Here is a 14,053-nt window from a genome sequence, read left to right on the forward strand (position 1 = left end):
CCAACATGGAGTTGCATATCCAGCAACGGTGTTGCACAACGTAAGTGGAGCCCTGGGCTCGCGCAAGGGATTCCCTCATGGTTTTTCCGTAAGAGCATCCCTGTTGCGTCAAACGCAACAAGCCGCCGGTCTGAGGCCGGCGGCTGAGGGGGTTGTTGCGCTCAGATCGCTTCGCGGATCGCCCGCTCGAAGCCCACGACATGGCTTCGCGCGAGTTCCGAGGCCTTGCCCGGGTCGCCGTCGACGATGGCCCGCAGCAGCGGTCCGTGCTCGACGACGTGCCCCGCCATGCCGGGCAGCCGGTTCACGAACAGGCACCAGATCCGGGTGGCCAGGTTGTCGTAGCGGACGAGGGTGTCCTCGAGGTACGGGTTGCGGGTCGCGGCGTAGATGGCGCGGTGCACCCGCAGGTCCAGGCGCATCAGGGCGTCCGCGCCCTGCCCGGGGGTGTCCTCGCCCTCCAGTCGCCGCAGCAGCGCGCCCAGCGCCTCGCGGTCGGCGGCCGTGGCGCGCTCGGCCGCACATGCCGCCGCCATCGGCTCCAACTGGCGCCGCACCTCGGAGATATGGGCGAGGTCGGTGATGTTGACCTCGGTGGCGAAGGTCCCACGCCGCGGGTAGGCCACGATCAGCCGCTCGTGCTGGAGCCGCTTGAGGGCTTCGCGCACCGGGGTGCGCCCGAAGCCGACGCTCTGGGCGAGCAGATCCTCGTTCACCGGGGCGCCGGGCGGGATCTCCAGCATGATCAGCCGGTCGCGGATGTCGCGGTACGCGCGCTCGGCGAGGGTGAGCGTCTCCTCGGCGGTCGCCGGCGAGGCCTCTGTCCGATCCATCGCGCTACCCCCTTGACCCGTTCCGTCGGCTGTCCTACGTTACCGCACACAACTGATATATCAGTCTGGGAGTAGTCGCATATTAAGGTGGTGCTCTATGGCAGCGAGTCCGTCGACGACGGAGGCAAGCGGCCTTCTCTCCCTCCCCCTGGTGGCGGTGGACCCCGAGATCGCCGTCGCCGTCTCCGAGGAGCTCAGGCGCCAGCAGTCGACACTCGAGATGATCGCGTCGGAGAACTTCGCGCCGGCGGCCGTGATGCAGGCCCAGGGCTCGGTCCTGACGAACAAGTACGCCGAGGGCTACCCCGGCCGCCGCTACTACGGCGGCTGCGAGCACGTCGACGTCGTCGAGCAACTCGCGATCGACCGGGTCAAGGCCCTCTTCGGCGCGGAGGCGGCCAACGTCCAGCCGCACTCGGGCGCCCAGGCCAACGCCGCCGCGATGTCCGCCCTGCTCGATCCCGGGGACACGATCCTCGGGCTCGACCTGGCGCACGGCGGCCACCTCACCCACGGCATGCGCATCAACTTCTCCGGCAAGCTCTACAACGTCGTGCCGTACCACGTCCGCGAGTCCGACCTGCGCGTCGACATGGACGAGGTGGCCGAACTGGCCCGCGCGCACCGGCCGAAGCTGATCGTGGCCGGCTGGTCGGCCTACCCCCGCCGGCTGGACTTCGCCGCCTTCCGGCGCATCGCCGACGAGACCGGCGCGTACCTCATGGTCGACATGGCGCACTTCGCGGGACTGGTCGCGGCCGGACTGCACCCCAGCCCCGTGCCGTACGCGGACGTCGTGACGACCACCACCCACAAGACCCTCGGGGGTCCTCGCGGCGGTGTGATCCTCAGCCGGGCCGGACTCGCCAAGAAGATCAACTCGGCGGTCTTCCCCGGCCAGCAGGGCGGCCCCCTGGAGCACGTCGTCGCCGCCAAGGCGGTCGCCTTCAAGGTCGCCGCGAGCGAGGAGTTCAAGGACCGCCAGCGGCGCACCCTGGAGGGCGCCCGGATCCTCGCCGGCCGGCTGCTCGCCGACGACGTCGCCGAGGCCGGGATCTCCGTCCTCACCGGCGGCACGGAAGTCCACCTCGTCCTGGTCGACCTGCGCGACTCGGCGCTCGACGGACAGCAGGCCGAGGACCGCCTCCACCGCGTCGGCATCACCGTCAACCGCAACGCCGTGCCCTTCGACCCCCGCCCGCCGATGGTCTCCTCCGGCCTGCGCATCGGCACCCCCGCGCTGGCCACCCGCGGCTTCGGGGCGGAGGAGTTCCGCGAGGTCGCCGACATCATCGCCCGCGCCCTGAAGGAGGAGGAGCTCACCGACGAGGGCGCCGGACTGCTGCGCGGCCGGGTCACCGCGCTCGCCGAGAAGTTCCCGCTCTACGCCGACCGGACCGCCCCCGACGGCCGGACCGCGAACGCCGACCCCACCGGACCCGCCCTCCCGACCGGACCCGCCGAGCAGAACGGAACCGCCGGATGACCGCCACCCCGCTGCCGGAGCATCCCGACTGGCTCTGGCGCACCCCCGAGCCGCGCTCCTCCTACGACGTCGTCATCGTCGGCGCCGGAGGCCACGGCCTGGCCACCGCCTACTACCTCGCCAAGAACCACGGCATCACCAACGTCGCGGTCCTGGAGAAGGGCTGGCTGGCCGGCGGCAACATGGCCCGCAACACCACCATCATCCGGTCCAACTACCTGTGGGACGAGAGCGCCGCCATCTACGAGCACGCCCTCAAGCTGTGGGAGCGGCTGCCCGAGGAACTGGACTACGACTTCCTGTTCAGCCAGCGCGGCGTGCTCAACCTCGCGCACACCCTCCAGGACGTCCGTGAGGGCGTGCGCCGCGTCAACGCCAACCGCCTCAACGGAGTCGACGCCGAATGGCTGGAGACGGACGAGGTCGCCAAGGTCTGTCCGATCCTCAACGTCTCGCCCACCACCCGTTACCCGGTCCTCGGCGGCACCTACCAGCCGCGCGCCGGCATCGCCAAGCACGACCACGTCGCCTGGGCGCTCGCCCGCCGCGCCGACGAGATGGGCGTCGACCTCGTCCAGGGCTGCGAGGTCACCGGCTTCGTCAAGGACGGCGACCGGGTCGTCGGCGTGGAGACCAGCCGGGGCCGCATCCTGGCCGGCCGGGTCGGACTCGCGGGCGCCGGGCACAGCAGCGTCCTCGCCGAACGGGCCGGGTTCCGGCTGCCGGTGCAGTCGCACCCGCTCCAGGCGCTGGTCTCCGAACTGCACGAGCCGGTGCACCCCACCGTCGTGATGTCCAACCACGTGCACGTCTACGTCTCCCAGGCGCACAAGGGCGAGCTGGTCATGGGCGCGGGCGTCGACGCGTACAACGGCTACGGCCAGCGCGGCTCGTTCCATGTGATCGAGCACCAGATGGCCGCCGCCGTCGAACTGTTCCCCGTCTTCGCCCGCGCGCACGTGCTGCGCACCTGGGGCGGCATCGTCGACGTCACCCCGGACGCCTCCCCGATCATCGGCACCACTCCGGTGGAGAACCTCTACGTCAACTGCGGCTGGGGCACCGGCGGTTTCAAGGCGACCCCGGCCGCAGGCTGGACCTTCGCCCACACCATCGCCACCGGTGAGCCGCACCCCCTGAACAAGCCCTTCGCCCTGGACCGCTTCACCACGGGCGCCCTGATCGACGAGCACGGCGCCGCGGCCGTGGCCCACTGAGAGGAGGACACCGTGCTGCTGCTGAACTGCCCCTGGTGCGGTCCACGGGACGAGACCGAGTACCACTACGGCGGCCAGGCCCACATCCCCTTCCCCGAGGCCCCGGGGGATCTCACCGACGAGCAGTGGGCCGAGTACGTCTTCTACCGGGACAACCCCAAGGGCCCCTTCGCCGAGCGGTGGGTGCACTCCACGGGCTGCCGCCGCTGGTTCAACGTCGTTCGCGACACCGTCAGTTACGAAGTGCTCGCCGTCTACCGGCTCGACGAGCCCCGCCCCGATCTCTCCGATCTCCCTGGGCTTCGGGGGCTTGCCGGGCTTCCCGGGCGGAGCGGCCTTCGCCAGTCCGCCGATCCGGCCGGAGGGAACCGATGACCGACCAGGAATTCCGTCTGCCGCACGGCGGCCGCGTCGACCGCGGCACCGTGCTGCGGTTCACCGTCGACGGACGGCAGTGGACCGGCCACCCCGGCGACACCGTCGCCTCCGCCCTGCTGGCCAGTGGTGTCGTCGAGGTCGGAGCGTCTCTCTACCGGGGCCGCCCGCGCGGCATCGTCTCCGCCGGAGTCGAGGAGCCCAACGCCCTGCTCCAGCTCGACGGCCCGTGCTCGGAGAGCATGCTGCCCGCGACGGCCGTCGAGCTGTACGACGGGCTGTCCGCCACCACCCTGTCCGGGATGGGCCGGCTCGACCCCAACCCCGACCCCGCCGTCTACGACAAGAAGTACGCGCACACCGACGTCCTGGTCGTCGGAGCGGGCCCGGCCGGACTCGCGGCGGCCGTCGCCGCCGCCGGCTCGGGCGCCCGCGTGATCCTCCTCGACGACCAGCCCGAGTCCGGCGGTTCGCTGCTGTCCGGGCGCACCGGGACGGTCGGCGAGCAGGCCGCCCTCGACCGGGTCGCCGACATGCGCGCGGCCCTCGACGCCGCGCCCGAGGCCGTCGTGCTGGCCCGCACCACCGCCTTCGGCTCCTACGACGACAACTACGTCCTCGCCCTGCAACGGCGCACCGACCACCTCGGCGCCGGCGCCCCCGACGCAGCCGCGGGCGTCTCGCGCCAGCGGCTGTGGCACATCCGGGCCCGCCAGGTGATCCTGGCGACCGGCGCCCACGAACGGCCGCTGGTGTTCGCCGGCAACGACCGCCCCGGCGTGATGCTCGCCTCCGCCGTGCGCACCTACGTCAACCGCTACGCGGTGGCCCCCGGCTCGCGCACGGTCGTGAGCACCACCAACGACAGCGCCTACGACACGGTGGCCGACCTGCACGCGGCCGGCGTCCCGATCGCCGCCGTCGTCGACGCGCGGCCCCAACTGTCGCGGCGGGCGGCCGAGGTCGCCGTGGCGACCGGCGTCAAGGTGCTGACCGGCAGCGCGGTGACCGGCACCGCGGGCGAGGGCCGGATCACCGGCGTCACCGTCCAGGCCCTCGACGACGCCGGGGAACTCACCGGCGAGCCCGCCTCGTTCGACTGCGACCTGCTCGCCGTCTCGGGCGGCTGGAGCCCGGTGGTGCACCTGCACAGCCAGCGCCAGGGGAAGCTGCGCTGGGACGGTGACCTGGCCGCCTTCGTCCCCGACGGCACGGTGCGCGACCAGCACATCGCGGGTGCGGCCCGCGGAACGTACGACCTCGACGGCGCGCTCGCCGAAGGGGCCCGCGCCGGTGCGCAGGCCGCCACCGACGCCGGGTTCCCGGCGCCCGTCCCCGCCCCGCCGGCCGGCGACGCCCGCGACCGCGCCCCGGTGCGCGCGCTGTGGCTGGTGCCCGCACCCGGCAACGGCCCCGACGGCCCCGACGGCTCAGTCGGCGATCCCGGCACCTGGGACACCCACTTCGTCGACCACCAGCGCGATGTCACCATCGCCGACGTCTGGCGGTCCACCGGCGCCGGGATGCGCAGTGTCGAGCACGTCAAGCGCTACACCTCGCTCGGCACCGCCAACGACCAGGGCAAGACCTCCGGCGTCAACGCGATCGGCGTGATCGCCGCCGCCCTCGGCGAGGGCGCATCCCCGGGCGAGATCGGCACCACCGCCTACCGGGCGCCGTACACCCCGGTGGCCTTCGCCGCCCTCGCCGGACGCGAGCGCGGCGACCTGTTCGACCCGGAGCGCACGACGGCGATCCACGGCTGGCACGTCGCGCACGGCGCGGAGTTCGAGGACGTGGGGCAGTGGAAGCGGCCGTGGTACTACCCCCGGGAGGGGGAGGACATGGACGCGGCGGTGGCGCGCGAGTGCCGCGCGGCCCGCGAGGGCGTCGCCTTCATGGACGCCTCCACCCTCGGCAAGATCGAGATCCGGGGCGCGGATGCCGGGGAGTTCCTCAACCGCGTCTACACCAACGCCTTCAAGAAGCTCAAGCCCGGCTCCGCCCGCTACGGCGTGATGTGCAAGCCCGACGGCATGATCTTCGACGACGGTGTGACCCTGCGCCTCGACGGGGGCCGCTACTTCATGACCACCACGACCGGCGGCGCCGCCGCCGTACTGGACTGGCTGGAGGAGTGGCTCCAGACCGAGTGGTCCGAACTCGACGTGCGCTGCACCTCGGTGACCGAGCAGTGGAGCACGATCGCCGTCGTCGGCCCCCGGTCCCGCGAGGTCGTCGCCCGGCTCGCCCCCGACCTGGACCTGTCCAACGAGGCGTTCCCGTTCATGACGTTCCGCGGGACCACCCTGGCCTCCGGCGTTCCCGCCCGCATCTGCCGGATCTCCTTCTCCGGCGAACTCGCCTACGAGATCAACGTCTCCGCGTGGTACGGCCTCGCCGTCTGGGAGCAGGTGCACGCGGCCGGACAGCCGTACGGCATCACCCCGTACGGCACCGAGACCATGCACGTGCTGCGCGCCGAGAAGGGCTACGTCATCGTCGGCCAGGACACCGACGGGACGGTCACCCCGCACGACGCGGGCATGTCCTGGGCGGTCTCCAAGCAGAAGGACTTCATCGGCAAGCGCTCCTACAGCCGCCCCGACACCGCCCGCACCGATCGCAAGCACCTGGTCGGCCTGCTGCCCGCCGACGGCAGCACCCGGCTGCCGGAGGGCTCCCAGATCGTCGCGCCGGACGTCGCCGTCACCCCGCAGGACGGGCCGGTGCCGATGCTCGGCCACGTCACCTCCAGCTACCACAGCCAGGCCCTCGGCAGGCCGTTCGCCCTCGCGCTCGTCGCCGACGGACGCAACCGCATCGGCCAGACCCTGCTCGCCCCGGTCGGCGACGACCTGGTGCCCGTCCTGGTCGCCGACCCCGTGCTCTACGACCCCGAAGGGACCAAGCGAGATGGCTGAGCCGACCGACGCGGGACCCGCGGTGTTGCGCCGCAGTCCCCTGACGCACCTCCGGGACCGGATGCGCGCCGCCACGGTGACGGGGGAGCGCGGTGTGTCGCTGGAGGAGTGGCCCTTCGTCACCATGGTGAGCCTGCGCGTCGACCCCGCCTCCGAGGCGGCCGGTCGCATCGGCTCGGTGCTCGGCGCGCCGCTGCCCGGCCACTGCGGCGCGACCGCGCGGTCCGGCCCGCACTCCACGCTGTGGCTCGGCCCCGACGAATGGCTCGTGCTGTCGCAGAGCGAAGGGCCGGGGCTGCTCGCCGAACTGCTCGACGCGCTTGCCGGCGCCCCGGGCGCGGTCGTCGACGTGTCGGCGAACCGGACCACGCTGGAGCTGAGCGGCCCCTCAGCCCGCGCGGTCCTGGAGAAGGGCTGCGCCCTGGACCTGCACCCGCGCTCCTTCGGGCCTGGCCGAGCGGTGTCCACGCAGGTCGGACCGGTTCCGGTGGTGCTCTGGCAGACCGGCGAGAAGGCCTACCGGCTCCTCCCGCGGCCCTCGTTCGCCGACTACCTGGCCCGCTGGCTCATCGACGCGATGAGCGAGTTCCAGGGCGCCGAGGTGCCGTGATGGCCCTCAGCGTCTTCGACCTGTACTCGGTCGGCATCGGCCCCTCCTCCTCACACACGGTGGGGCCGATGCGGGCGGCCCGGCGCTTCGTCGGGCTGCTGGAGCGGGACGGGCTGCTGGACGACGCCGCCGGCGTCCGGGCGGAGCTGTACGGCTCGCTCGGCGCCACCGGCCGCGGCCACGGTTCTGACAAGGCCGTGGTCCTCGGCCTGGAGGGCGAGGACCCGGCCACCGTCGACACCGACCGGTCCGACGACCGGGTCGCGGCGGTGCGTGCCGGCGGCACGCTGCTGCTCGGCGGCAAGCACCGGATCCCCTTCGACGGCGACCGGGACCTGGTGCTGCACCGGCGCAGGTCCCTGCCCGCCCACCCCAACGGCATGGTGTTCCGGGCCCTGGCGGCGGACGGCCGGGAACTGGCCGCGCGCACCTACTACTCGGTGGGCGGCGGCTTCGTCGTCGACGAGGGGGCCACCGGCGCCGAACGGGTCGTCGCCGACACCACGCCGGTGCGCTTCCCGTTCGCCTCCGGTGCCGAACTGCTCGACATCTGCGCCCGGGGGAACCTGTCGATCAGCGAGGTGATGCTCGCCAACGAGCGGGCCTGGCGGTCCGAGGCGGAGGTGCGTGCCGGACTGCTCGACCTGTGGGCGGTGATGCGGGCGTGCGTGGACCGCGGCTGCCGCCGCGAGGGCGTCCTGCCCGGTGGCCTGCGCGTGCCGCGCCGCGCGCCGGGGCTCTTCCGTGAGCTGAGCGCCGCCGCCGTGGACGGCACGGACCCGCTGCGGGGCATGGACTGGGTGAACCTGTTCGCGCTCGCCGTCAACGAGGAGAACGCCTCGGGCGGCCGCATCGTGACCGCGCCCACCAACGGGGCGGCCGGGATCGTGCCCGCCGTACTGCACTACTACGCGCGCTTCGTGCCCGGCGCCGACGAGGACGGCGTCGTCCGCTTCCTGCTGACCGCCGCCGCCATCGGCATCCTGTTCAAGGAGAACGCCTCCATCTCCGGCGCCGAGGTCGGCTGCCAGGGCGAGGTCGGATCGGCCTGCGCCATGGCGGCGGGGGCGCTGTGCGAAGTGCTCGGCGGCAGCCCCGCCCAGGTGGAGAACGCGGCCGAGGTCGGGATCGAGCACAATCTGGGCCTCACCTGCGACCCGGTGGGCGGTCTCGTGCAGATCCCCTGCATCGAGCGCAACGCTGTCGCGAGCGTCAAGGCGATCAACGCGGCCCGGCTCGCGCTCGCCGGCGACGGCATCCACAAGGTCAGCCTGGACAAGGCGATCAGGACCATGCGAGACACCGGCCGCGACATGAAGGCCAAGTACAAGGAGACCGCCCGCGGCGGCCTCGCCGTCAACGTCATCGAGTGCTGACGTACAGAAGGGAGTTGCCGTCGCCATGGCTGACACCCCGGCCAACCCGGCCACCCGGGCCGCACCGGATTCCCCGGCCCCTCCGGTCGAGCACGTGCTCACCCTCGACTGCCCGGAGGCTCCCGGCATCGTGCACGCGGTCACCCGCTACCTGGTGGACCACGGCTGCGACATCGCCGACAACCAGCAGTTCGGCGACCGCCGCGGCGGCCACTTCTTCATGCGGGTGCGGTTCACCTCCGCCGCCGGCGGCGGGGACGAAATCGGCGTCCTGCGCCGGGACTTCGCCGCCGTGGCGGCCCCCTTCGCCATGCGCTGGCGGCTGGAACCGGCCGGCTCCAGGCGCCGCGTCCTGATCATGGTGTCCCGCTACGGCCACTGCCTCAACGACCTGCTCTTCCGCGCCCGTTCCGGCGACCTGCCGATCGACGTGGTCGCGGTGGTCTCCAACCACCGCGACCACGAGGCACTCGCCCAGTGGTACGGCATCCCCCACTTCCACCTCCCCGTGACCGCTGCCACCAAGGGGGCCGCCGAGGAGCGGCTGCTCGGCATCGTGGACGAACTCGGCGTGGAACTGGTCGTCCTCGCCCGCTACATGCAGGTGCTGTCCGACGGCCTGTGCGCGCGGCTCGCCGGCCGGCTGATCAACATCCACCATTCCTTCCTGCCGAGCTTCAAGGGTGCCAAGCCCTACCACCAGGCATACGAGCACGGCGTCAAGGTGGTGGGCGCGACCGCCCACTACGTCACGGCAGACCTCGACGAGGGGCCGATCATCGCCCAGGAGGTCATCGGCGTCGACCACACCCACACCCCCGAGGACCTCGTCGCAGTCGGCCGGGACATGGAGTCGGCCGCACTGGTCAAGGCGGTGCGTTGGCACTGCGAGGGGCGGGTGGTGGTCCACGGCCGGCGCACCGTGGTGCTCCAGTGACCGCTCAACCGTCCTGCGAATCGGATGAGTTGGTTGGCTGATCCTCGGCCAGCCGCCGGTGCTCGTGCACGCGGCTCGGAAGGCCCTCGGGGTTGGGGCCGTACACGGCGAGCAGGCGCGCGTACTCCGGTGCCCAGTACCGGCCCGCGGCGCCGGTGGGGACCTGGACGGCCTCACCGGCGCGCGCCTCGACGGTGACTCCGTCGCACTCGACGAACAAGTGGCCCTCCAGGACGTAGTTGAACTCGTCGTGCGGATGCTCGTCCGTCCACGACTCGCCCCGCAGTTCCCATTCCATGACCGCGGGAGAGGTCCGGGGGCCGTCGCCGGCCGGGACGAAGACACGACCCATGAGGCCCGAGGGGCGCGGCTCCAGCGGAGCGGAGGGGTACTTCCGTGGTGGCATCCGAGTCTCCTGCCTTCCTCTGCTTCTGCGTCCCGCGCTCGTGCGGAAGCCGCGGGGCGCGGCGGGACGACCATGGTGGGCCCGCGCGGGCCGGCCGTCACGGCCACTGTGACGCACCCCACTTCGCCGCTCGTCGACCGCCGTCCTGCCCGTGGGCCGCCAGGCCGTCCGCCCGGTGACGGTGCCGCGTGCCACGATGGACGCGCACCGCACGGCGGGGAGGCCCGTGCGGTACGGAGAGACGGGGGTGACGTGGAGGGGGAGGTTCCGCCGCGGGCCGGACGCGGGGTCCGCGAGGTGTGCGAGCAGGGCGCGCGGCTGCACGACGCGGCGCGGAGCCTGCGCACGGACCATGCCGGCGCCGTGGCCGCCGTCCGCGCGGCCTTCGAGCCCCTGCGGGCCGAACTCGTCGCCCTGGAGCTGGAGTCCATCCCCGTGGCACGGCTCAGGGACGTCACCGAGGGACGGCTGCGCCTCGGCGCCGTGGAGGCGGCGGGCCTGCGCACGGTACGCGCGGTGCACGAGGCGAGCCGCTACGAACTGCGGCAGGTGCCCGGCGTGGGCGAGCAGACCGCCGACCGGGCGCTGGCCGCCGCCCGGCAGATCGCGCGGGCCGTGGCCGACACCGTCACCGTCCGCATCGACGTCGACCATCCCGAGCCCCGCACCACCGCCCTGGTGGTAGCCCTGCACCGGCTCGTCGAGGCCGGCCCCGAACTGCGCCGCGCCCTGGACACGGCCGAGCGGCTGGACACCCGGCTGGCCGAGCTGCTGCCCGCGGCCCGGCCGGCCGGCGGACGGCTGCGGCTGGCACTGGCCCGCCGCGAGCGCCGCGAGCGCGCCCTGGCCGCGGCCGCCGAACTCGGCGCACTGCTCACCGACGCGACCGCCACCGGCGTACGCCTGCTGATCGCCCAGGCCTCCACCGACCTGCTGCGCCCGGCCGCCTCCGACATCGAGGCCTGGGTCGACTTCGAACTGCGCCCCGCGGAGTACTACAGCCTGCTCGCCGAGGTATCCGAGCAGCGCCCGGACGCCGCCGCGAGCGAGGGCTTCGTCCCGTCGGAGGTGGCCGAACGGGTCCACGCCCAGCGGCTCGACGACACCCACCGCCGGGTGTCCCTGCGCGGCTACCAGGAGTTCGGCGCCCGTTTCGCACTCGCCCAGCGGCGGGTGGTCCTCGGCGACGAGATGGGCCTGGGCAAGACCGTGCAGGCCGTCGCGGCCCTGGCCCACCTCGCGGCCGAGGGGCACAGCCACTTCCTGGTGGTCTGCCCGGCCAGCGTCCTCATCAACTGGACCCGTGAGATCCGCGCCCGCAGCACCCTGCGGGTCCTCGCCGTGCACGGCCCGGACCGGCAGGACGCCCACGCCGAGTGGCGCGAGCGCGGCGGGGTCGCCGTCACCACCTTCGACGTCCTGCACAGCCTGCCCGCGCCCGACGGCACACCGCCGGGCATGCTCGTCGTCGACGAGGCCCACTACGTCAAGAACCCGGACACCCGCAGATCCCGCTCGGTCGCCGTGTGGACCGGACGCTGCGAGCGCGTGCTGTTCCTGACCGGTACGCCGATGGAGAACCGGGTCGAGGAGTTCCGCGCCCTGCTGCGCCACCTCCGGCCCGAACTCGTGCCCGCGGTCAGCGGTACCGACGCGGCCGCCGGACCGCACGCCTTCCGCCACTCGGTGGCCCCCGCCTACCTGCGCCGCAACCAGGAGGACGTGCTCAGCGAACTGCCCGCGCTGGTGCACACCGACGAGTGGGTGGAACTCGGCCCCGCCGACCGGGCGGCCTACCGCGAGGCGGTCGCCGAGGGGAACTTCATGGCGATGCGCCGGGCCGCCTACGCGGATCCGGAGACGTCCGCGAAGCTGCGGCGGCTGCGGGAACTCGTCGCGGAGGCCGCCGCGAACGGGCTGAAGGCAGTGGTCTTCTCCTACTTCCGGGACGTGCTCGACGCCGTCCGCGAGGCCGTGGGCGACAGCGCGTTCGGGCCGATCTCCGGAAGCGTCCCGGCGGCCCGACGGCAGCGGCTGGTCGACGACTTCACCGCGGCGTCCGGCCACGCCGTGCTGCTCTCCCAGATCGAGGCGGGCGGCATCGGCCTCAATCTCCAGGCCGCCTCCGTGGTGATCCTGTGCGAACCCCAGGTCAAACCGACCCTGGAGCACCAGGCCGTGGCCCGGGTCCACCGCATGGGCCAGATCCGCGCCGTTCGGGTCCACCGGATGCTGGCCGCCGACAGCGTCGACGACCGGCTGCTGCGCATCCTGGTGCGCAAGGAACGACTGTTCGACGCCTTCGCCCGGCGCAGCGACATGGCCGACGCCACCCCGGACGCCGTCGACGTCTCCGACGCCGGCCTCGCCCGCCGCATCGTCGAGGAGGAGCAGCGGCGCCTGTCCGAGAGCGCGAAGGCCGGAACGGGCTGACCGGCACGACGGTATCGATGTGCCGATGCGCGGCGCCCTACGCCTTGTCCACGCCGGCCCCGTGGAACGGCCGGCCGCGATCCGCCCCCGAACGTCCGGGCCGTACGGGCCGAACGGGTCTCTCGCCACAGATACCACCAGACGGGAGACACGGGCCGCCGACGCCCGGCCCCGCCAGTCCACCGCCGCACAGGGGAGCCGCCGAGCCATCGGAAAGGCCAGCGTCGGGCGGGCGCGGGCAGGACCGGGCCGGGCCAGGCAGGCCGGGTTCAGCCGGGGTTACGGTCGGGCCAGGCCCGACTTCAGGCCCGCGCCGCACAGGGGGACCACCGCCGACTTTCCGCCGAGGGCGCCCTCGCGGATCGCCGCCCAGCAGACCGCGCCCGTCGACTCGACGTACAGGCCGCGGGAGGCCAGGTCGAGCTGGGCGTGGCGGATGCGGTCCTCCGTCACGGTCAGGAAGGTGCCGCCCGAGGCCCGTACCGCGCGCAGGATCTGGCGGGCCCGGGCGGGGTGGGGGACGGCGATGCCCTCGGCGTGGGTGGGGGCCACGGGGGTCGTGCCGGTGAGTTCCTCCGCGCCCTCCTCCCAGGCGCGGGCGAGCGGGGCGACCGCTGCCGCCTGCACCGCCCACAGCGCCGGACGCCGGTCCAGCAGGCCGGCCCCGAACAGCTCGGCGATCGCCAGCGCCGCGCCCAGCAGCAGCGTGCCGTTGCCCGCCGGCAGGACCAGGACCTCCGGCAGGCGCCCGCCGAGGTCCTCCCACAGTTCGTGCACGTAGGTCTTGGTGCCGTGCAGGAAGTACGGGTTGAAGACGTGCGAGGCGTAGAAGGTGTCCGGCTCGTCCGCGGCGCGCTGCGCGGCCCTGCCCGCCGCCTCGCGGTTGCCGTCGACCACCTCCAGGCGGGCGCCGTGCGCCTCGATCTGCTCCAGCTTCTTCGCGGACGTGCCGAGCGGGACGTACACCGTGCACGGCAGCCGCGCGCGGGCGCAGTACGCGGCGATCGCCGTGCCCGCGTTGCCGCTGCTGTCGGCGACCACCCGGCGCGGGTCGGCACGCAGCGCCAGCTCGGCCAGCAGCACCGCGCCCCGGTCCTTGAACGACAGCGTCGGCATCAGGAAGTCCAGCTTCGCCGAGACCTCGTCCGTCAGCGGCACCAGGGGGGTGCGGCCCTCGCCGAGGGACAGCGTGGGCGCCGGCAGCGGCAGCGTCTCCGCGTACCGCCACAGGGAGTTCACCCTCCCGGTGAGGGACTTCAGGGACGCCGGGGTGGGGGAGAAGTCGAGATCGAGCGGGCCGTGGCAGGTCGGGCAGCGCCAGGCGAGGGAGTCACCGGGCACGCGGACGCCGTCGGTGGGGCAGTAGCGGTCCGGCAGAGGTGTCATGCACGCAGGTTAAGGGGCGAGGTTCGCCGACGCCCCGTCATGACTCCCGCACGGCACGTCCGTCGCACTC

General features: G+C 73.3%; 11 protein-coding genes. 8 read left to right on the forward strand and 3 right to left on the reverse strand.

The features are described 5' to 3' along the window. Positions 1–161: 161 nt before the first annotated feature. The gene (locus ACWEK3_RS25020; RefSeq protein ID WP_450539395.1) at positions 162–833 is read right to left on the reverse strand and encodes a GntR family transcriptional regulator; all 672 of its coding nucleotides are present in this window, start codon (positions 831–833) and stop codon (positions 162–164) included. Positions 834–930: 97 nt separating this feature from the next. Between ACWEK3_RS25020 and glyA the strand changes: the two genes are divergently transcribed. Genes glyA through purU form a run of 7 tightly spaced genes read left to right on the forward strand, consistent with a single transcriptional unit; the run spans position 931 to position 9,758 of the window. Next, complete coding sequence (gene glyA, locus ACWEK3_RS25025) at positions 931–2,319, forward strand: serine hydroxymethyltransferase (RefSeq protein WP_453250639.1); 1,389 nt, start codon at positions 931–933, stop codon at positions 2,317–2,319. Beyond that, a complete protein-coding gene (locus ACWEK3_RS25030; RefSeq protein ID WP_361413188.1) occupies positions 2,316–3,536 on the forward strand; it encodes a sarcosine oxidase subunit beta family protein in 1,221 nt (406 codons plus the stop codon). The genes glyA and ACWEK3_RS25030 overlap by 4 nt, the downstream gene beginning before the upstream one ends. 12 nt (positions 3,537–3,548) lie before the next feature. Beyond that, on the forward strand, positions 3,549–3,911 hold the full coding sequence (locus ACWEK3_RS25035; protein WP_450539401.1) for a sarcosine oxidase subunit delta: 363 nt from the start codon (positions 3,549–3,551) through the stop codon (positions 3,909–3,911). Beyond that, positions 3,908–6,835: a sarcosine oxidase subunit alpha family protein gene (locus ACWEK3_RS25040; RefSeq protein ID WP_453250640.1), complete on the forward strand. Its 2,928-nt coding sequence runs from the start codon at positions 3,908–3,910 to the stop codon at positions 6,833–6,835. The genes ACWEK3_RS25035 and ACWEK3_RS25040 overlap by 4 nt, the downstream gene beginning before the upstream one ends. Continuing rightward, on the forward strand, positions 6,828–7,445 hold the full coding sequence (locus tag ACWEK3_RS25045) for a sarcosine oxidase subunit gamma (protein WP_453250641.1): 618 nt from the start codon (positions 6,828–6,830) through the stop codon (positions 7,443–7,445). The genes ACWEK3_RS25040 and ACWEK3_RS25045 overlap by 8 nt, the downstream gene beginning before the upstream one ends. After that, positions 7,445–8,821 carry an L-serine ammonia-lyase gene (locus tag ACWEK3_RS25050; protein ID WP_453250642.1) on the forward strand — a complete coding sequence of 459 codons (1,377 nt, stop codon included), beginning with the start codon at positions 7,445–7,447 and terminating at the stop codon, positions 8,819–8,821. Before ACWEK3_RS25045 ends, ACWEK3_RS25050 begins: the two co-directional genes overlap by 1 nt. A 25-nt stretch (positions 8,822–8,846) precedes the next feature. Further along, positions 8,847–9,758 (forward strand): formyltetrahydrofolate deformylase, encoded by a 912-nt coding sequence (purU, locus tag ACWEK3_RS25055; protein WP_453250643.1) that lies wholly within the window; start codon positions 8,847–8,849, stop codon positions 9,756–9,758. 4 nt (positions 9,759–9,762) lie between these two features. Here the strand turns inward: purU and ACWEK3_RS25060 are convergent, their stop codons facing one another. Next, a complete protein-coding gene (locus ACWEK3_RS25060) occupies positions 9,763–10,164 on the reverse strand; it encodes a cupin domain-containing protein (RefSeq protein ID WP_450546536.1) in 402 nt (133 codons plus the stop codon). A gap of 252 nt (positions 10,165–10,416) precedes the next feature. Here ACWEK3_RS25060 and ACWEK3_RS25065 point away from each other — a divergent pair, with 252 nt between their 5' ends. Continuing rightward, positions 10,417–12,597, forward strand: a complete 2,181-nt coding sequence (locus ACWEK3_RS25065; RefSeq protein ID WP_453250644.1) for a DEAD/DEAH box helicase — start codon at positions 10,417–10,419, stop codon at positions 12,595–12,597. Positions 12,598–12,876: 279 nt separating this feature from the next. On the opposite strand, the gene ACWEK3_RS25070 is transcribed toward ACWEK3_RS25065, so the two are convergent. Then, a complete protein-coding gene (locus tag ACWEK3_RS25070; RefSeq protein WP_453250645.1) occupies positions 12,877–13,983 on the reverse strand; it encodes a pyridoxal-phosphate dependent enzyme in 1,107 nt (368 codons plus the stop codon). Between the last annotated feature and the right edge of the window lie 70 nt (positions 13,984–14,053).

The organism is Streptomyces sp. NPDC004721, from assembly GCF_053601495.1.

Excerpts from the sequence above, each read along its gene's own strand:
- ACWEK3_RS25020 (WP_450539395.1), bottom strand. The coding sequence starts at position 833 with ATGGATCGGACAGAGGCCTCGCCGGCGACCGCCGAGGAGACGCTCACC.
- glyA (WP_453250639.1), top strand. The coding sequence starts at position 931 with ATGGCAGCGAGTCCGTCGACGACGGAGGCAAGCGGCCTTCTCTCCCTC.
- ACWEK3_RS25030 (WP_361413188.1), top strand. The coding sequence starts at position 2,316 with ATGACCGCCACCCCGCTGCCGGAGCATCCCGACTGGCTCTGGCGCACC.
- ACWEK3_RS25040 (WP_453250640.1), top strand. The coding sequence starts at position 3,908 with ATGACCGACCAGGAATTCCGTCTGCCGCACGGCGGCCGCGTCGACCGC.
- ACWEK3_RS25045 (WP_453250641.1), top strand. The coding sequence starts at position 6,828 with ATGGCTGAGCCGACCGACGCGGGACCCGCGGTGTTGCGCCGCAGTCCC.
- ACWEK3_RS25050 (WP_453250642.1), top strand. The coding sequence starts at position 7,445 with ATGGCCCTCAGCGTCTTCGACCTGTACTCGGTCGGCATCGGCCCCTCC.
- purU (WP_453250643.1), top strand. The coding sequence starts at position 8,847 with ATGGCTGACACCCCGGCCAACCCGGCCACCCGGGCCGCACCGGATTCC.
- ACWEK3_RS25060 (WP_450546536.1), bottom strand. The coding sequence starts at position 10,164 with ATGCCACCACGGAAGTACCCCTCCGCTCCGCTGGAGCCGCGCCCCTCG.
- ACWEK3_RS25070 (WP_453250645.1), bottom strand. The coding sequence starts at position 13,983 with ATGACACCTCTGCCGGACCGCTACTGCCCCACCGACGGCGTCCGCGTG.